The 20,225-nt window shown below is 38.4% G+C and carries 16 protein-coding genes; all 16 read left to right on the top strand.

Going from position 1 to position 20,225, the window contains the following annotated elements; translation table 11 throughout:
* Positions 1-83 precede the first annotated feature (83 nt).
* The 16 genes from H3T55_RS08815 (at position 84) to H3T55_RS08890 (ending at position 20,201) form a co-directional block, all read left to right on the top strand.
* Complete coding sequence (locus tag H3T55_RS08815; RefSeq protein WP_225534183.1) at positions 84-1,508, top strand: lipopolysaccharide biosynthesis protein; 1,425 nt, start codon at positions 84-86, stop codon at positions 1,506-1,508.
* A gap of 197 nt (positions 1,509-1,705) precedes the next feature.
* Positions 1,706-4,102, top strand: a complete 2,397-nt coding sequence (locus H3T55_RS08820; protein ID WP_225534184.1) for a C39 family peptidase — start codon at positions 1,706-1,708, stop codon at positions 4,100-4,102.
* A 15-nt stretch (positions 4,103-4,117) separates the two neighbouring features.
* Positions 4,118-4,636, top strand: coding sequence for a hypothetical protein (locus H3T55_RS08825; RefSeq protein WP_225534185.1), 519 nt, complete (start codon positions 4,118-4,120; stop codon positions 4,634-4,636).
* A gap of 178 nt (positions 4,637-4,814) precedes the next feature.
* Complete coding sequence (locus tag H3T55_RS08830) at positions 4,815-5,780, top strand: NAD-dependent epimerase/dehydratase family protein (protein ID WP_225534186.1); 966 nt, start codon at positions 4,815-4,817, stop codon at positions 5,778-5,780.
* A 95-nt stretch (positions 5,781-5,875) separates the two neighbouring features.
* Positions 5,876-6,640, top strand: coding sequence for a glycerophosphodiester phosphodiesterase (locus H3T55_RS08835; RefSeq protein WP_225550149.1), 765 nt, complete (start codon positions 5,876-5,878; stop codon positions 6,638-6,640).
* Between the two features lie 5 nt (positions 6,641-6,645).
* Positions 6,646-7,566 carry a tRNA (adenosine(37)-N6)-dimethylallyltransferase MiaA gene (gene miaA / locus H3T55_RS08840; RefSeq protein ID WP_318652970.1) on the top strand — a complete coding sequence of 307 codons (921 nt, stop codon included), beginning with the start codon at positions 6,646-6,648 and terminating at the stop codon, positions 7,564-7,566.
* A gap of 3 nt (positions 7,567-7,569) precedes the next feature.
* Complete coding sequence (hflX, locus tag H3T55_RS08845; protein WP_225534189.1) at positions 7,570-8,811, top strand: GTPase HflX; 1,242 nt, start codon at positions 7,570-7,572, stop codon at positions 8,809-8,811.
* Between the two features lie 119 nt (positions 8,812-8,930).
* Complete coding sequence (locus H3T55_RS08850) at positions 8,931-10,256, top strand: DUF6056 family protein (protein WP_225534190.1); 1,326 nt, start codon at positions 8,931-8,933, stop codon at positions 10,254-10,256.
* Between the two features lie 146 nt (positions 10,257-10,402).
* Positions 10,403-10,786, top strand: coding sequence for a MerR family transcriptional regulator (locus H3T55_RS08855; protein ID WP_087641115.1), 384 nt, complete (start codon positions 10,403-10,405; stop codon positions 10,784-10,786).
* A gap of 42 nt (positions 10,787-10,828) precedes the next feature.
* A complete protein-coding gene (gene glnA / locus H3T55_RS08860) occupies positions 10,829-12,169 on the top strand; it encodes a type I glutamate--ammonia ligase (RefSeq protein WP_087641116.1) in 1,341 nt (446 codons plus the stop codon).
* A gap of 457 nt (positions 12,170-12,626) precedes the next feature.
* The gene (locus tag H3T55_RS08865) at positions 12,627-13,298 is read left to right on the top strand and encodes a type II secretion system protein (RefSeq protein WP_225534191.1); all 672 of its coding nucleotides are present in this window, start codon (positions 12,627-12,629) and stop codon (positions 13,296-13,298) included.
* Positions 13,299-13,315: 17 nt separating this feature from the next.
* Positions 13,316-14,038, top strand: coding sequence for a PilW family protein (locus H3T55_RS08870; protein ID WP_176372839.1), 723 nt, complete (start codon positions 13,316-13,318; stop codon positions 14,036-14,038).
* On the top strand, positions 14,022-16,058 hold the full coding sequence (locus H3T55_RS08875) for a hypothetical protein (protein WP_225534192.1): 2,037 nt from the start codon (positions 14,022-14,024) through the stop codon (positions 16,056-16,058). Before H3T55_RS08870 ends, H3T55_RS08875 begins: the two co-directional genes overlap by 17 nt.
* 28 nt (positions 16,059-16,086) lie before the next feature.
* On the top strand, positions 16,087-17,832 hold the full coding sequence (locus H3T55_RS08880; RefSeq protein WP_225534193.1) for a GspE/PulE family protein: 1,746 nt from the start codon (positions 16,087-16,089) through the stop codon (positions 17,830-17,832).
* A 23-nt stretch (positions 17,833-17,855) separates the two neighbouring features.
* A complete protein-coding gene (locus H3T55_RS08885) occupies positions 17,856-18,986 on the top strand; it encodes a type IV pilus twitching motility protein PilT (RefSeq protein ID WP_225534195.1) in 1,131 nt (376 codons plus the stop codon).
* A 3-nt stretch (positions 18,987-18,989) separates the two neighbouring features.
* On the top strand, positions 18,990-20,201 hold the full coding sequence (locus H3T55_RS08890) for a type II secretion system F family protein (RefSeq protein ID WP_225534196.1): 1,212 nt from the start codon (positions 18,990-18,992) through the stop codon (positions 20,199-20,201).
* The last annotated feature ends 24 nt before the right edge of the window (positions 20,202-20,225 follow it).

The raw sequence follows: 20,225 nt of genomic DNA on the forward strand, positions 1-20,225 counted from the left end.
TTGGATTTGTAATGTAAAATAAGAACGATAGTTGATTTTATTGATCGTTTGGGCTAAATGAGAGAAAATAAGAGGAATGTATTATGAATGAAAAAGCTAAGTCAGTCATAAAAAATCTATATTATACAGTTGCAGCTAACTTTGCTACGTTAGGGATCTCTGTCTTACTAAATTTATTTGTTCCAAAATTATTAGGTGTCAGAGAATATAGCTATTGGCAACTGTATGTTTTCTACTCATCTTATGTTGGTTTTTTCCATTTAGGCTGGATCGATGGAATTTATTTGAAGATTGGCGGGGAAGAATACGAAGATCTGGATAAGAGAAATTTGGGCTCTCAATTTTGGTATTTAGCTATATTTGAGGTCATTCTTTCATCATTAGTTATCGTATGGGCCTTTTTCTTTTTACCACCAAGCAATAAATCACTTATTTTGATATTAACTGCGGTCGTCTCTTTGATCACTATTTCGAAAACATTTATTCTTTTTATTTTTCAATCAACAAACCGTATCAAAGAATATGCGCAATTATCTAGAACAGATCGGTATTTGTATGTCATGTTCATCGGAGTTTACTTGCTTATGGGCGGGCGGAACTTTTTCTGGTTGATTACGATGGATATCCTGTCTAGACTTATCATGACGATCTGGGGAATGTATCGTATTAGAGATATGCTCAGCTTGAAAATGATTCGCTTAAGAAAAGTCTTACCTGAAATCATCGATAATATCAACATTGGTAGTAAATTGATGATCAGCAGTATTGCAAGTATGTTGATCATCGGAACGATTCGCTTTTTTGTTGAAAAAAAATGGACGATCGAAACATTTGGGAAATTGTCTTTCACATTGAGTATTTCTAATATGTTTTTGACCTTCGTCAATGCAGTTGGCGTTGTTATGTTTCCATTGCTCAGAAGAACGAACCAAGAAAAATTACCGAACCTCTTTGTTACGCTAAGAAATTTATTTGTTCCGATTACGTACGGGATTTTACTATTCTATGTTCCTGCAAAATATATTTTGGCTGCCTGGCTGCCTGAATATGCTGAGAGCTTGAAGTTTATGGGGATCTTGTTCCCGATCATTATTTACGAAGGACGAATGTCTCTACTGATCAATACATACCTAAAAGCTTTGAGAAAAGAAAAGACGATTTTGTTAGTTAACTTAACGACATTATCGTTATCGCTTATTTTGTCGGTCATCATTATTTTTGGCTTCGGCAACCTGACTTGGGCGGTGGGTCTTATTTTGATCAGTTTAGCCTTTAGATGTAACTTTGCAGAGTTGTTTTTGTGCAAATCGATGAACATTCCTATAATCAAATCTCTACTTTTAGAGACATCAATGACTGTGTTGTTTATCTTAAGTAACTTGTTTTTCGGCGGTAGTTTTATCAGTACAGCTGTGTATGGAGTATGTTATTTACTTTATTTATTAGTGAATCATAAAAAGATGCTTCAAAGCTTTAATGAGTTCCGTGGATTATTGAAGGGAACGTAAAAACGTTATTTATTCTTTTTCAAATGGCAGAGAGCTGATTTAAAAAATCAGTTCTCTGCTATTTTTTATTGCAAAAAAAAGAGTGTAAAACAGGATTTTTAGATTGTATAAAATAACTTAAAGTAATAATTACTTTGATGGACAAAAAGAGTTAACTTTGTTACAATTATTTTATTGAAAGATGAGGGGTGGAAAAGTTGAAAAAGAAACTAGGGTATTTATTTGTCGGTATGATAGCTTCTGTTATTTTTATGCCGTCTATGGTCTTTTCGCAGGAACAGACGGGTTCAATGAATACGGTGGAAGAATCACAAGCTGTATCAACTAGCGATACAGAGCGAATTATGGAGTCTACAGATACAAGTACAACTCAAATGAGTAGTGTCGAAGAAAATGGAAGTACTGAAACTCAGGATTCAGTAGAGGGAAGCAGCCAACTAGAAAAAAGCACAGCGCCTCTTACAGTCAGCTATTCGATCTATAATGAAAAATCAGGCTGGCAGCCAGAACAAACAAATGGCACACAAGCCATTCTTTCAGCTGGTCGGATCGAAGCGTTAAAGGTAGCACTTACTGGAGGAGAGCCGGATCAAGGCAGCATCCAATATCGTGCACATGTAGCAGAGGTCGGTTGGCAAAACTTTACTGACGCCAATAGTATCAGCGGTGTTTCCGGAAAAAGAATGGAAGCGATTCAAATTCAACTGACTGGGATGCTTAAAGAAACTTATGATGTTTATTACAGAGTGCAGGCCCAAAATTTTGGTTGGCTGGATTGGTCTGTGAACGGTCAAAATTCTGGAACGACTGGTTTTTCTTATGAGATCAAAGGCATTCAGATTCAACTGGTAGAGAAGGGTCAAGCTGCACCTGGAAAAACAACACGTCCTTTTGTTCAGTATAAAAAACCAAATATAAAATACCAAAGCCATATCCAGGACATCGGTTGGCAAGGCGTGAAATCTAATGGACAAATGAGTGGAACTACAGGTCAATCTAAACGGATGGAAGCAATGAAACTCACAGTCGACAATCTTCCTGTGTCAGGCGGTATTGAATATCGCAGTCATGTTCAGGATATTGGCTGGCAGGATTATGTTGCGAACAATGCGGTGACTGGAACAGTGAAACAATCTAAGCGTATGGAAGCATTAAGCATTCGTTTGACTGGTGAGTTAGCTCAGCACTTTGATGTTTACTACCGTGTACATGCTAGAAACTTTGGCTGGCTGGATTGGGCAAGTAATGGTCAAAACTCTGGTACAGCGGGATTTAGTTATCAGTTAGAATCGGTTGAAGTCCAATTGGTGAAAAAAGGAGCGGCTGCACCTGGTTCAGTGACCCGTTATTTTGTACAATATAAACAACCAAATATTATTTACCAAAGCCATGTGCAAGACAAAGGCTGGCAAACACCAAGCAAAAATGGGCAAACAAATGGCTCGATGGGTCAAAGCAAACGAGTAGAAGCAATCAAAGTAAAAATTGAAAATGCCCCTGTGTCAGGCGGCGTTGAATATAGAACACATGTACAGGACAAAGGTTGGCAAAATTATGTGTCGAATAACCAATTAAGCGGAACGACAGGGGAATCTAAACGAGTAGAAGCTTATGACATTCGCTTGACTGGTGAGTTAGCAAAACATTTCGATGTGTATTATCGGACACATGCTGAGTATTTTGGCTGGTTAGGCTGGAATAAAAATGGAGGAATTAGTGGGACATCTGGTTACCGTTTTCGAATGGAAGCTTTTGATATCGTTCTAGTCAGAAAGATGTTGAATGGTCCGGCAGTTTCAAACAACTACAAGAAGGCGCCAGCCGGTATGGGCAACTATTACATGGATGCGCCTAAACGAATTGAGTTAAAAACGAAACATTACTATACAGACCGTTCATTAAATAGAGGAAATGATATTTCTGCTGGTACAGTCATCGATGTGAAAAAACGAGTGCTTGATAAAAATGGTTACCCGATTTTAGAGACACCTTATGGCTATGTGACAGCACATAAAAACATTGTTGCTGCGACAAGTAAAAACCAAAAGACATTTATGGATGTTCCTTATTATAATCAAATGGCAATGGGCTATCCAAACGGGTGTGAAGAATTTTCGCTTTATATGGCATTAGCTTATCTGGGAGCGACCCGTGGCCAAAATATTCATCAGGTCACAGAAGCAGTACCGAAAGTTCCTTCTTGGGGCAATCCGCATGAAGGCTTCAACGGACATCCAACAGATAAATACGGCTTCCATACGATATACCCAAGAGCATTTACACCCTATGCAAAAAGATATGCACCAAATTCAAGAGATATCAGTGGCGTTGGTACAGCTCAATTCAAAGAAGAGTTGATGAAAGGGAATCCTTTAGTTGTTTGGGGAACTTACCCATATTTAGCAGCACCGATCATTGATGGAACCTATTATGGTTCATTAAAAGTTGCCAATTTACACGTTTGGTTGATCACTGGATTTGATGGAAATAGTTTCCATGTTACGGATCCAATCTACGGAACAATGTGGGTCAGTGAAGGAACCGTAGCTCTTTCATACAGTCCAAACAAAATGGCTGTTGCGATTGATAAATAGAATAGAGGGGCATTTATGAAAAATAGAAAAGCTTTCTTTTTAATTTCTGCGCTCATCCTATTAGTAGGTGTCATTGTTTTTATACAATTGAATAATCAAAAAGAAGCTGAGACCAAAGCTTCTACAACGAAATCAACTCAAACGGCTGATGTGTATAGTAAATCAAGCGTGATCGATCATTCCGATGAAACAGATGTTTCATATAGCTATGAACAAATTACGATGAGCATGGAAGAATTGGAAAAATATCGCTCAGAAATTGAACAGGCAGGATTTGACAGTACGCAGTTTACAGATCAGGAAGTACAAACTATGGTAGAGAAAATCAAAAAAAGCGGACAGTCTCTTAAGGACTATCTAAAAGAACTAGATGTTGAAACAATTGATGATGAGGAGATCGAAGCTGCTCGTGAATCACTTAGAGCTGCAGGAATCGATCCAGATAAAATGCATAATAATGAGATCGTTGAATTGCTCAAACAAGCGAAGAAAGAAAAGAAATCAGTCGTAGAGGTAGCAAAAGAAAAACAATAAGCTTTTTAATGAATAAGTTCTTAGAGTAGCTATGCATTTCAAGACTAGTGGATGGATCAGTGATCATCCACTAGTCTTTTTTAATTAAAGTAGACCATACTCAAAAAGAATGATAAACTAAGAACGTTAAGAACATCGTATAATTATATTCTATATAAAAGCTAGGAGTTACGGATAAATGAACAATATATTGATTACAGGTGGTGCTGGATTCATCGGCTCGACCTTAGCAAATTTTTATTCTAAAAATCATCAGGTGATCGTTGTAGACGATTTATCGATGGGAAATAAAAACAATTTAGATCACTCTGATAATATTCGTTTTATTGAAGGTTCTGTTACAGATTTTTCATTGATGGAGGAGCTGTTGAAAACAAACCAATTCGATTACATTTTTCATTTAGCAGCAGTTGCTAGTGTCGCTGATTCTGTTGAACGACCAGTTGAAACACATCAGGTAAATTTTGACAGTGTATTTCAATTATTAGAATTGATCAGAGCCCATCAAGTTGATTTGAAGCGTTTGGTCTTTACCTCCTCAGCAGCAGTTTATGGAGATGAGCCTACTTTACCTAAAGCAGAAGAATCAGTGATCCGTCCATTGACACCCTATGCAATCGATAAGTTTGCAGCGGAAAAATATGTGGTAGATTATTATCATTTATATCAAATCCCAACAAGCGCAGTTCGTTTCTTTAATGTCTATGGCCCAAAACAGAATCCTGAATCACCTTATTCTGGAGTGATATCGATTATTATGGATCGGTACAAAAAGCTTCTAAATAAAGAAGAGACATCATTTACTATGTTTGGTGACGGATCACAATCGAGAGATTTTGTTTTCATCGAGGATGTTGTTCAGGCGTTAGATTTAGTCGCTACATCAAATGCTTCTTTAGGTGAAGTCTATAATGTTGGTACAGGGACAGCAATCAACCTTAATGATTTAGTTGCAACGTTAGATGAGCTTTTAGCTAGCGAGTTGCCTGTTCAAAATCAACCGGAACGTTCTGGAGATATAAAGTACTCTTTAGCAGACATTTCAAAAATAAAAGCGATTGGTTATGAGCCGAAGCATACGACCAAAGCTGGGCTTGAAAAATATGTTTCTTATGAACTAGCTCAAGAAAAAAGCGATTTATAGGAAGAAATCAAGAATAGTAAGTGAATGAAGACAGGTGGCAAAAATGCTCGTCTGTCTTTTTTTATTGTTTGATACTCATTAGTAGGAATGATACAATGAGTGCGACTGGAGGGATCGTTGTGACCAAGATAATCGCTCACCGAGGGAGCAAAGGAACAAATCCGGAAAATACATTAATCGCATTCAAAGAAGCGGTTCGTGTGGGAGCAGATGGTATAGAGCTCGATGTTCATTTATCAAAGGACAAACAGCTAGTCGTGATTCATGATGAAACGGTTGATCGTACAACGAATGGTTCTGGTTTCGTAGCCGATCTAACTCTTGCGGAGCTAAAACAGCTGGATGCTGGTCTATGGTTTAAGCCGTTTCCGGTTGAACAGAAGATTCCAACGCTAGAAGAAGTCTTACAGTTGCTTGAAGAAGAGAAATTTTACGGTTTATTGAATATCGAAATAAAAACGGATCAAATCCAGTACGAAGGAATCGAATCGCAGCTTGTTCAGCTGATGCAAAGCAGATCGTGGATGTTTGATTATATGTATTCAAGTTTTCATTATCCTAGTCTGGAAAAGGTTTGGACGCTTGAAAAGAACCGATCGATCGCGCTGATATTCAAAGCCTCTGAGCGTAAAAAAGATCAAGCAGTGAAATCATCATTTATCGAGGGGATCCATCCAAATATTGAATGGGTGCTTGAGCATATAAAAGAGTTGAGCGATTTTCCTAAAGCGATTCGACCCTGGACTGTGAATGATAAAGAGAAAATGAAGAGATGTATCGAGTCTCGATTGTCAGGAATCCATACAGATTTTCCAGAAATCGCACTGCAGGTGCGTAAAGAAGTACAAGCTAAAGGATGAAGAAATTGAAAAAAGTATTAGTTATAGCAGGTCCAACAGCAGTTGGTAAAACAGCTCTAAGTATTCAATTGGCAAAACAATTGGATGGTGAAATTATCAGTGGAGATTCAATGCAAGTGTATAAAGGCTTGGATATTGGAACGGCTAAGGCAACAAAGGAAGAGCGGGCTGGAGTACCTCATTACTTGATCGATTGCCGTGAGTGGTCAGAAACATATTCGGTTGCTGATTTTCAAAAAGAAGGACGTCGAATGATCGATGAGATCATCAAAAAAGGCAAGTTACCGATTGTTGTGGGAGGAACAGGATTGTATATCCAAGCGTTGCTGTATGATTTTGAATTAGGTGCTAAAGATGAGTCAACTGAAATTCGAGAAAGCTATGAACGATTCGCTAAAGAAAATGGAAACGAAAAATTATGGGCATTGCTTCAGAAAAAAGACCCTAAAGCAGCTGAGAGCATCCATTACAATAATCAAAAAAAAATCATTCGGGCACTCGAAGTATTTGATAAAACAGGATACAGTATCTTGACACCAAGAGAAACACCTAAACCTTTATATGACTATTTTTTAGTGGGCTTAGAAACGGATCGTACATTGTTATACGAGCGTATCAATCAGCGAGTAGAGCTCATGCTTGATTCTGGTCTTTTAAAAGAAGCAGCTCAACTTTATGAGGAACAACCACAGCAATCGATCCAAGGAATTGGTTACAAAGAATTTTTCCCTTATTTTGAGGGAAAGGAAGACTTAGAAGACGCAGTTGCCCAAGTGAAACAAAACTCAAGAAGATATGCGAAAAGGCAGTTGACATGGTTTAAAAATCGTATGAATGCTAATTGGTGGGATTTAGTTCAGCATCCAGAAACACAGACGGAGCTGGAACAAGCGATAGTTGACTGGCTAGGCTCTTCGGAAGGATAAGAAATGGAAAAAAACATAGAAAAAGTTATATTAGTTGGTGTAGAAACCGAAGAAAATTATACTCGTTTTGAAGGTTCAATGAAAGAATTGAAAAACTTAACAAAAACAGCAGAAGGTGAAGTTGTCTTTTCTTTGATCCAAAAACGTCCCAAAATCGACCAAAAGACGGTCATTGGAAAGGGAAAAATAGAAGAGTTACTTCAGCTGGTTGATGCTTATGAAGCTGATTTGGTTATTTTCAACCATGAATTAACACCGAGACAGAATCAACTGATCGTTGAAGCGCTTGGGGTAAAAGTGATCGATCGTGTACAGCTGATTCTTGATATCTTTGCGATGCGGGCCCGTTCAAAAGAAGGAAAGTTGCAGGTTGAGCTTGCTCAACTAAACTACTTATTGCCAAGATTGATCGGGCAAGGAAAACAGTTATCTCGTTTAGGCGGAGGAATCGGAACAAGAGGACCAGGGGAAACAAAGCTAGAATCAGACCGACGACATATCCGTAACAAGATAACAGCAATCAAGCGTGAGCTGAAAGAAGTGACCGCTCATCGTGAAAGAAGTAGACAAAAGCGTCAATCTTCAGATTTGTTTCAAATTGGTTTGATCGGCTATACGAATGCCGGCAAGTCGACGATTTTGAACTTATTAACGACAGCTGGTACTTACTCGGAAGATCAGTTGTTTGCAACGCTGGATCCATTAACTAAAAAATGGCAGCTTCCACAAGGAATGATCGTGACGATTACTGATACGGTAGGATTCATTCAAGATTTGCCGACGCAGTTGATCGAAGCGTTTCAATCAACGCTAGAAGAAAGCCGTAGTATGGATCTCTTGCTGCACGTTGTTGACGCGAGTGCGGAAGATCGTCTACAGCATGAACAAACAGTCGTTGAGCTGTTAAATGACCTTGATCTAGAGCAGATCCCAGTTTTAACGGTTTATAATAAGTGCGACCAAATCGATCCGAACGATTTTACACCGACTTTATTTCCTAACGTACTGATTTCTGCTAAAAGTACACGCGGCAAAGAAGATTTAACTCGCGTTGTCAGAGAAAAAATGATGGAGTTACTGCTTCCCTATGAGTTTGATATACGCTCTGACCAAGGACAACAATTAAGTGAAGTGACTCGTCATACATTGTTGCTATCAGAGAATTTTGATGAAGAAAAAAATGTCTATCATGTCAAAGGCTTTGCTAAAAAAGCTTCCAAGTGGCTAAGGGCTGAAGAAGAGTAAAGAGGAAAAAGTTACATACAAAACGATTTCTGTTTTGTATGTATTTTTTTTGAACTGGTATAGTTATTTTGGAAGTGAAATGATATACTGATTAAAAGTTTGGGTTAAGGTGGTATAGTATGTTGGTTGATTTTATCAAGAAAAATAAAAAGAATTTATTTTTTTATGGCGGCTTGTTCCTTTTGGTTTTTTTGTACCTCACAAATTTTAAGGTCGATGTAAAAACAGATGACGGATGGTTTATGACGGCTCCTAGAGAATATGATTTGTTCAGCTATCTTCAGTGGCGATATGAAGAGTGGTCGGCGCGATTATTCCCAGAGACAACACTGTATTTTATTTTCTTAGTCCCTCTGTTTGTGCATCACTTCATTAGTGCTTGTGCCTGGTTTTTATATAGTTATTCATTAGTTCGACTATTCAGTGAAAAGGTCACTCGGGTGAACTTTTTAGTAGCGTTCTTTTCTTTAGGATTTATGAACGTTTTTGTGATGAAGGATGCATTATTTTGGATCACTGGAGCGACCAATTATCTATGGCCGCTGTCTTTAGGTTTATTTGCATTGATTCCTTATGCAGATAACTTTTTTAGAAGAAAACAAACGACTGTGTGGCCTTATTTGTTACCAGCATTTCTGTTTTCTTTATCAAATGAACAATTGATTGCTTGTGTTATTGGGGTTGTCTTGATTTATCATGTAGCAATTTTTCTACGGAAACAAAAAGAGAATTACCTTCTTTTCCTTCCGACTTCATTTTTCATTGGCGGTGCTATTTTCATGCTTTCTGCCCCTGGAAATGACTTACGTTTGCAGCAAGAAGTGAAAATGTGGATGCCGGATTATCATGATTTGTCTATTTTTACAAAGGTTCTCAGAGGGAGCTCATGGTTGTTTGAGGGCTGGCAAACGAAGTTATTGTTGCTATTTATTGTTCTGTTTATTGTTTCTGCGCTCATCGATGCTAAGAAGATGTCAATTAAAGTTACAGGAGTATATACAGCGTTCTTATTATTGTTAGTTCATACATTTCCTGATCGATTTACGAATTTTCAAGCGATTACCAAAATCGATTTACTTTTAGAAATCAAGCAAGGAAACTTGTTTCATGGTAGTGTACTAGGAGCTGTGGCACCATTTGTATTATGGGGATTGTTTTTCCTGTTGGTCATTGTCTGTTCAATTACTGTATCTGAGCAAAAAATTTTTCTAATGTTAAGTTATTGCGCCGCAGTCTTTTCCTCAATGATCATGTGGTTTTCGCCTACGATGTATGCATCAGGGGCTAGAGTTTTTATGTGTGCATCTGTTTTCTTGATTATTAATTTATATTTGCTATATCAACAACTTTTGAAAACGAAAGGTAAAGAAGCTGAATGGAAGATATCGGTTTATGCTTGCTTTTTACCAGCTATCAATCTTCTGTTTGTTCTTTTTTTACCATAGTTTTAATAAAGATCGATTTTACTTTGATGCAAGAAAGGTATCCTCAAGGAGCCTTTTTTTATTTTATGTTAGAAAACCTTACATAAATCATTGACAAGAGAAAAAAGTATTGATATTCTATACCTATCTAAGAGAGGGGGGTGGATATGAGAGAGAAGGAACTGAGAAGATCGATGTCGGTTTTTCCAATTGGTACAGTTATGAAGCTGACCGATTTATCAGCACGTCAAATCCGTTATTATGAAGAGCAAGATTTGATTCATCCGGAAAGAAGCGAAGGAAATCGCCGTATGTATTCACTGAATGATATTGATGTTTTGCTTGAAATCAAAGATTACTTGTCTGACGGTCTAAATATGGCAGGAATCAAACGTGTCTATGAAATGAAGCTGGAAGAACAAATACATGCCCAAGAGTCGAACAGACCGTTGACAGATGAGGATGTTCGGAAGATTTTATATGATGAACTTATTTCTCAAGGGGGACTTACTCAACAAAATCCATTCCAATCCAGAGGACCAAAGTTATAATCGCTGTATTCTACAAAAAAATGAAGGACGTGAAGGAAGACAATGACGAAGAAACAAAACACAGTAGAAGATATCAAACGTATCGCCGATGAAGAAAATGTTCGATTTTTACGATTAATGTTCACAGACATTATGGGAACGATCAAAAATGTGGAAGTTCCAGTGAGTCAATTAGACAAAGTGTTAAGCAACAAAATGATGTTTGATGGCTCTTCTATTGAAGGTTTTGTACGGATCGAAGAAAGTGATATGTATTTATATCCAGACTTATCTACATGGATGATTTTTCCGTGGGAGAGCGATCACGGGAAGGTTGCTCGTTTGATTTGTGATATTTATAATCCGAGTGGAGAACCTTTTGCTGGAGATCCTCGTGGAAACTTAAAACGTGCACTTGAAGATATGAAAGAGCTTGGATTTACGTCTTTCAATTTAGGTCCTGAGCCAGAATTTTTCTTATTTAAATTGGATGAAGATGGAAAGATCACGACAGATCTAAATGACCGCGGAGGTTATTTTGATTTTGCTCCCACCGATTTAGGTGAGAATTGCCGTAGAGATATTGTGCTTGAGCTTGAAAGCTTAGGTTTTGAAGTGGAAGCCTCTCATCATGAAGTAGCGCCAGGCCAACATGAAATCGACTTTAAATATGCAGATGTGATCGAAGCGTGTGACAACATCCAAACATTCAAGTTAGTTGTAAAAACAATTGCTCGTAAGCATGGACTGCATGCGACATTTATGCCAAAACCGCTTTATGGAATCAGTGGTTCGGGAATGCATTGTAATATGTCGTTGTTTAAAGGCGAGGAAAATGTCTTTTATGATGAAAATGGCCCAATGCAGCTAAGTCAAACCGCTTATCACTTTCTTGGTGGACTGCTGAAACATGCACGTGCGTACACAGCGGTCTGCAATCCGACTGTGAATTCATATAAACGTTTAGTGCCTGGTTATGAAGCGCCTGTGTACGTGGCTTGGAGTGGTCGAAACCGTTCGCCGCTTGTCCGTGTACCAGAATCGCGCGGTTTATCTACTCGTTTAGAATTACGTTCAGTTGACCCTTCTGCAAATCCTTACTTATCGATGGCAGTTCTTTTACAAGCTGGGTTGAACGGAATCAAAAATGAAATCACGCCACCTGATGCTGTGGATCGTAACATCTATGTGATGAATGAAGAAGAGCGTAATGAAGCGCAAATTCATGATCTACCATCAACGTTGCATAATGCTATCAAAGAATTACGTAAAGATGAAGTGATGATCGATGCTTTAGGTAACCACATTTACGCGAATTTTGTTGAAGCTAAGCGAATGGAATGGGCTGCGTTTCGTCAAACAGTCTCTGAATGGGAAAGAGAACAATATTTAGAGTTGTACTAAAAATTATTGATACTGTTTAACAGTTTAAAGGCTGAAATAAAAGCTAGTGATTAGCTTTTATTTCAGCCTTATTTTTGTTTATTTTCGAATGAATCCGATCAAAATATACTGTTTTTTTGTTATTTAATATTAATTTTAAGTTTTTTAAAAATTCTAGTTTTTTGATAATTATATAAAATTTCTAGTTCTATCAGAAAAATAAAAGGCTTTTTATGATGGGAAATTTGGATAAAAGTCTATTATTTTGATTAAAATGAAGGTATTTTTTTGTTCAAAAAAATCTGTTGTGTCATTTGTGGTTATTTATATTTATAGGGGACCTTTTTTTATTTCAGGTATATCGTTATTTTATATTGAAACGGTGTTATTTTTGTAGTATAGTAACTTCGAACATTTAATAATTTGGATGTAATGGAAATAATTTCGCGAGATATCGTTAATAAAGGGGGAGTTGTTGATGCTGGAAAATGAAGAGGGACTGACTCTTGCAGAAGTTTTGGTCTCAGTTGTCATCTTGGGAACAACTTTTATGCTATTGGCATCAATGCTCATCAGAAATCAGCAATTGATAGAATTGAACGAAAAAAAGAAAGAAGCTCAGTATGTTCGAGATGAGTTAAAAGAATGGATGGGGTATCGTGGTCAAACGCAGGATTTAGCTGGCTTGAATCCTTATGTTTTTAGTATAAGAGATGAACGTCATTTGACGGATCAACAAAAATCAAGAAGAGCATATTTGATTCTTGATAACTCGGGTATTCAAATGAAAGATGCTGGTAGTAAGCAGATTCCCTTATATGGTGAAGAAAAGATCGATTATACAGGGAGAGTAGAAGCAGGAAAAGAGAATATAGAAAGAAAAGTAGACTATCACTATTCAGAAAAGGAAGCAGAGCTGCCTGACCGTTGGAAAAATTCTGATGGATCGATCAAAGAAGAAGCACATTATTTGGGTAAGTACATAGGAGATCAGACAAATCATTTTTTTGTTGTCCTTTGCAAAGTGAACTACAAGGAGGGAACAAAGGATCTTCGTAAAGATGGGATCGAGCTGAATCTAGAGATTTATGATGGAAAGACGGGGGCGTTTATGACAGATACTGTTTTTAATTGGGTAGTCGATTATTGATGGGAGATGATACGTGCATGAAAAAGCTTCTCAAAGATGAAAAAGGGCTGAGCTTAGTAGAAATGATTGCGACGTTAGCGATTTTTTCAATTGTGATTCTTTTTTTTGGCATGATCATCAACAGTCTTGGCAAAGCCTTTACGATTCAAGGGCAGCAAGTTGAATTCCAACAAATAGCTAATGATATGATCGTACAAATGAATGGAATCATGAATAAAAAAGGTCTTTACGAAAAAGCTGGTTATCTTGGCAAGTTCACTACAAATGGTACAACAGGAAAGAGCTCTTGGCTGGACCAGCAAGTCATTACTGTATTCGATCCTGAACGAGCGGATTTAAAATCGATCGACTGGATAGATGCTGGGAAAAACAAAATAGGGATCACTGATGTTTTAGATGCTGAAAAAAGTGCAGGTAAAACGTATCAATTGAAAAATAAGGACTACAAAATCAAAGTGTTTCAGAAAAAAAATAAGAACGAATCACTAAAAACACAATTTGAAACACCAAATTACCGTGATACCTTTACGATTCAAACGAGTGTGACGATTCTTTTTTATAAAGACCAGATCGATTTTAGCGATTATCTTGAAGCGGGTGGAGAGGATATCAATCTTTCAGGAGCACAAGGAATCGAGGAAAAAGAGGCTGCTAAGATTTTATATGTAAGAAAAGCAGAGTTGACCTATCGAGATGAGATGAAAGCGAGAGGAGAGATTCCCGGTGAAGGACGCTGGTAAACAAATAAAACATGATGAAACAGGATATGCGTTGCTTTATACATTAGGAGCGATCATTTTGGTCAGCCTCGTGATGATGGGGATTTTCATCCATGCAAGGAATAACTTTTTGCAAATCAGTGCAGTCGATCAAATCACAAAAATGAAGGATATCAAAGAATATGCGCTGCAGGAAGCTTCGTTTAAAGTAAACCAGTTGATCCAAACCAAAGTTTCCGAAAACACAGAACTTGGAAAAGGTCGGAATAAACAAGAAGATGCGGCAAATTTAAAAAAAACGATGCTGGAAGTTGCAGATGAATTGGAAAATCAGATAAAACAAGAAAACATTGGTAAAAACCAAGATTTTTCTTATGAAGTGCTAATAGATAAAACACCAACTGTTACCGCGACAGATGAAGTATATAAATTTATCTCAGATGATGATACTGGTGAAAATGGCTGGTTGAAAGCTCAAGCTTCTAGCGATACAAAGGGAATCACGAATACTAAAACTACTTTTTCTTTAGAGGTAAAAGTGAAACAGACAGGGAAAAATGGTCAGGAAAAACGAACGGCGGCAAAGGCGGATTATGTTTATGAGTTTCAGTGGGAGAAAAAGCTTCAAATTGATGAAGAACAGCAACTGGACTCATGGCGGTATGTTTATTATGAAGCTCCGTTGACAAGTGGCGATAAATACCTTTCAGCAGATACTTGGATTCGTAAGATGGATCGAATCTATCGTTACCAAAAACAACCGTTGGATTTTCCCTATGATGATTTTGATCATAGAACAGCTTCGACTTTTGGTCGTTCAAACAATTTTCTGGTGGATTATAAGGATCAGCAGCTGCTAGATTTTTTAAATGCAAAACCGATCTCTAACGAAGTTACTTTCGATGGCTCATTCTTCTTGAATCAAGGAGTGCTCTTACGTGGCAAATCGAATGCTCAACTTAGCACAAACAACTTACTGTATCTAGGAAGTGAAACGGATCCCTCTGCTGGGAAAAATCTGATCAAAGAGCTCAATGTTACCGCTGATACAGGCATTTACATTCATATGCCAGTGGAAAGTAATGATGCAGGTCTATACATAGACAATGATCTCCAGGAAATCAAAACACCTAATCTCTTGATCAACCATACAGGGAAAAACAAAAAAACGAATGGATTCTTTTTAGCAAGAGGAACGATTTTATTAGATAAAGGCACAACAAATAGTAATTTTACCGAATACGCTGGAGACTCTAAAAAGAACAATCCACAAGATAAATACTGGTCAGAATTCATGAACGGAGGGCTAGTGATTTCTGGTTCACAGGTACATTTAACGCCTACTGATAACACGATAAAAATAGAGGGTGTGTCTGTAAACTCCGGATCAAATGATACAAGAAAAATCCAAGTGAAAAATGGTCATTTTATGCTGACCAGTGCTGCGATGAAAGACGGAGGGGAATCTGATTTTGCTTACGCTGATCAGGGAGATTACACATCTAAGCCACGTCAGCCTGCGTTATTGGAATTGTCTGGAAGCAAAACAGAGCTAACGGTTGAAAATGGAGTGAGTTTCATTGATGCACCTAAGATGAGACGAAGGTCAGACGGACAAAAAAAAGGCTCCTATTATAACGATAAAAAGTGGTGGAATACGATTCGTTTAAGCGATAAAAGCAAGCTGGATCTTGGAACAGTCGGTGTAGAACCGTTCAATTTAGAAATGGAGGAAGATACGGTGGTGGCTATGGAACTGTTGCCGAATTTAACCCTTTTTGATCCGACCTTTATTGAAAAAGGATTTAATAAAACAAAGCCGACGATCAAAGGAAAACTAATTTTAAAAACAGCCACAGCGGAAGACACCGTTGAGCTAAAAAACATGTTGGAAGGGCTTGGAGATATTCCACTGAACGTAAAATCAGACGAACAAGATGCAGTCAATGGAGAAGTCACCATTGTTTCACCAACTGTGCCTAAGAATCCCAATGCAGATTGGGTCGCGCAGCGTGTTTTTGACTATAGTGAACTAAAATAAATGAACTGATCAAGAGGAGGCTAGGGAAATGGAAGAACGAAGAAAACGTAGAAGAAAAGTTCGAACAGCAGAACAAGTTGATCGTCATTCTGCTACATCAGCAAGCGGTCTTGACAAAGCTGAGCTTTTAGTCCTAGCAGTCCAATATAAAATGCTGACAAAAAAGCAAGCCAATGAAGTCTCAGCACAACTATCTCCCAAAATGACAGTAGAACGTCTTTTGATCGAGGGACATTATTTGAGCGAAGAGCAGTTGATGTCATTGAAAAGTCGACAAACGGGTATTCGTATCATGGACTTGTTTAATGTGGAACGAGATTCTGCTGTGCTTGATTTAGTATCGAAAAAATTTGCTCAAAAAAATCAGTTATTTCCAGTTAAGAAGAAAAAAGGACGCTTAGTAGTGGCCATGGTCAATCCAATGGATTATGACGTGATCAATGAGCTGCGTTTACTGACGGGCTTATCTATTTTACCTTATTTTTCTTTAAGTTCAGATATCGAGCAGATGATCACCGACCATTATCCAGAAGATATGATGCTGGAAGAGTGGCTGCAGGATGCTTCAGATGATTTGCCGGGAGAAGCAGCCCAAGTGAATTCGGTTCTAGAGGATGACTCTCCCATTATAAAGCTGGTCAATTCTTTGCTGCAGACTGCTGTTGATAAAAAGGCCAGTGATATCCATTTTGATCCTCAGAAAAAGAGCTTGAATGTTCGGATTCGCGTAGATGGAGAATTGTTGGATCTAAATCAATTACCGAAGAATGTTCAGTCAGCAGTGACTTCTAGAATAAAGATAATGTCTTCTTTAGATATCACTGAAACAAGGTTGCCTCAAGATGGCCGAGCACGTATTCCAAATGGCAGACGGATGGTCGATTTGCGGGTATCCGTTTTACCAACGATCTATGGTGAAAAAATTGTTATTCGGATCATCGATATGTCTTCGGGGCTAAGAGGACTGGATGAGTTTAATTTCGATCCAGACGTTTTAAAAGGCATCAAGCATTTACTGAAACAGCCTCACGGGATTTTCTTAGTGACAGGTCCAACTGGATCAGGGAAATCTTCTACACTATACGCAGCATTGAATGAGCTGAATACGCCGAATGTCAATATTATTACTGTGGAAGATCCAGTGGAGTATCAGCTGGACGGTGTGAATCAAGTTTTAGTCAATAGCGATATCGGCTTAGATTTTGCGGCGGGCTTGCGTTCGATTTTACGTCAAGATCCAAATGTCGTCATGGTTGGAGAAATTCGGGATGGTGAAACAGCAGAAATCGCCATTCGGGCATCGATGACAGGGCACCTAGTTTTAAGTACATTGCATACGAATGATTCGATCGCTACAGTTAGTCGTCTGATCGATATGGGTGTGGACTCTTTTCTAGTAGCGAATGCATTGACAGGTGTTTTGTCTCAGCGGCTTGTGCGGACGCTCTGCTCAAGCTGTAAAGTAGCTGAACCAGCCAGTTTAGAGGAAATCGAATTTTTAGAGAAGCATCATCTGTACACAGATACACTGTACAGCAGTACAGGATGTAAAAAGTGCAACATGACAGGATTTAAAGGCCGTATGGCTATTCAGGAATTATTTATTGTAACGCCGGATGCTCGATTGGTGATTTCTAGAAATGGAGAAGCTAATGAGTTAGAAAAAGTAGCAAAGAAAAACGGTATGAAAAAGCTTTTAGACGATGGTCTGGATAAAGTCGTTAGAGGGTATACAACAATTGCAGAAGTCTTGAAAGCAACATCTAGTGAATAAATGTGTGGCATAAGGAGGAAATGATGAGTCAGGAAGTGGAAATGGAGTTGCCGCTGCATTCAGCGATGAAAAAAGAAAAAGGCGGACGGGGAATAAATCCTAAGTTGAGACCATTTAAAGAGCAGTTCGATGAGTTGTTACGTGAATCTGTTCGTCAGAAAGTATCTGATATTCATTTAACGGTTGGGCTGCCTCCGATTTTTAGATTGAATGGTGAATTGAATGAAGTAGCTTCCGAAGAAGTTTTAACGAATAAAACAATTTCTATGTATGGACGTGTGATGTGTAATTCAGATCAATGGACCGAATTTAAAGAAAATGGCGAAGTCGATTTAGCTTATGAAGTGAAAAATGCCAGTCGTTTTCGTGTCAATATCTTCAAACAAAAAGGGAATGTTTCGATTGCTTTACGGATCATTGCTACCAAGATCCCAGAATTAAGTTCTTTAGGTGTTCCTTCCGTTTTAAAAAGCATGATCCAAAAAAAACAAGGACTATTCTTAGTGACGGGGCCGACGGGTTCTGGAAAATCAACGACTCTTGCTTCAATGATCGACTATCTGAATCGAACGAAGAAAACCCACATCATCACATTAGAAGATCCGATCGAGTATGTTCACAATCATAATATGAGTGTTATCGATCAACGTGAAGTCGGTGTAGATACAGAGTCCTTTTCAAACGGATTGAGAGCCTCCTTACGGCAAGATCCAGATATTATTCTCGTTGGTGAGTTGCGTGATTTTGATACGATCTCGATTGCATTGACAGCTGCTGAAACAGGACACTTGGTTTTAGGCACTCTTCATACGACTAGTGCTGCAGCAACCATTGAACGGATCGTTGACGTATTTTCACCTGAACAGCAGTCACAAATTCGGACACAGCTAGCCGGAGCTTTAGTTGGGATCTTGGCTCAACGACTATTGCCTACACGAGCTAACGATGGTCGGGTAGCGGCAACGGAAATGCTTGTAAATAATAAATCGATCGCTAATTTGATCCGTGGAAATAAAACCCATCAAATCGGTAATATGCTGCAGATCGGTAAAAGTGACGGTATGTATACGATGGAAAGTTGTATCAACCGTTTGGTGTCTGCCGGCAAAGTCGATGTTGATGCGGCTGAAGCGTTACTGGGCGAGGAGGAATAGGCAATGGCGATTTTTTCCTACGAAGCACAATCAATGTCTGGTGGTATCAAAAAAGGACGCTTAAGAGCGGAAAGCTCCTATGAAGCGAGTCAGGCATTAAAGAAAAAAGGTCTGCGCTCTACGATTTTAGTGGAGCAGGAAGAAACCTTTGCGACAAAAGAAATTGAGCTATTTAATCGAGTCAGCGTAAAGTTGCTGGCGGAATATTTGCAAAAATTTGCGACGCTGATCGATTGTGGTATTTCGATCACAGCTGCTTGTGAAATGTTAGCTGAGCAAGAACAAAATAAAAACTTGAAAAAGATTTTGCTGCAGATTTGTGAAGACATTCGTGGCGGAGATTCTCTTTCTAATTGTTATAGCAAGCATCCAAATGCCTTTCCTTCTATGCTGATCAGTATTGTACGAGCAGCTGAAATGTCGGGAACTTTAGATGCAACACTCGTTCGTATGAGTACTTATTATGAGAAGAAAGCGAAAGCAAGAGGTGGAGTGATCACGGCGATGATCTATCCAATTATCATGCTGGTCCTTTCCTTATGTGTAGGGATTTTTCTGATCGTAAGTATCGTGCCGATGTTTGTGACTGTTTTTGAAAGTTTGGATGCAGAACTACCGGCAATCACCAAAGTAACGATTGGCTTAAGTAATTTTTTAACAAGTAAAGGCTGGCTGCTACTAGTCATGATCGTTTCAGGTTTTGTTGGCTTTAAGCTGGCGATGAGAAACAATGAAATAAAGTTCAAATGGCATAGCTTTCTTTTACGGATGCCGATTTTTGGTGAGCTCGTTCAAAAAAGTAATTTGAATGTGATGTTAAGTACATTGTCGACCTTATTAGAAAGTTCCGTTTCTATTTCTAAAGCATTAGAAATGTCAGCGGATGCAGTGGATAACTTATATATCAAACAGTTGATTTTCAGATGTCAGGCAGAGGTTGAACGAGGCGGCTCGATGAGTGGTGTATTCAGCCAAGATAAAATCATTCCGCCGTTAGTTACGCAAATGACGATCGTCGGAGAATCAACAGGTTCTTTAGAAAGCATGCTGAAAAAACTGAGCAATATGTTTGAAGAAGAAGTAGAAATGCTGGGAGAACGGATCAAGCTGATCATGGAGCCGATCACGATCATCATTATTTGTGTGATCGTTGGATTGATCGTTGCAGCCATCATGCTGCCGATGTTCTCGATGTATGACGCCGTTCAAGGCTAATCAAAGGATTACACATAGATAATA

Source organism: Enterococcus sp. S22(2020), from assembly GCF_020295385.1.
GTDB classification, from domain to species: Bacteria; Bacillota; Bacilli; order Lactobacillales; family Enterococcaceae; genus Enterococcus_L; species Enterococcus_L dunnyi.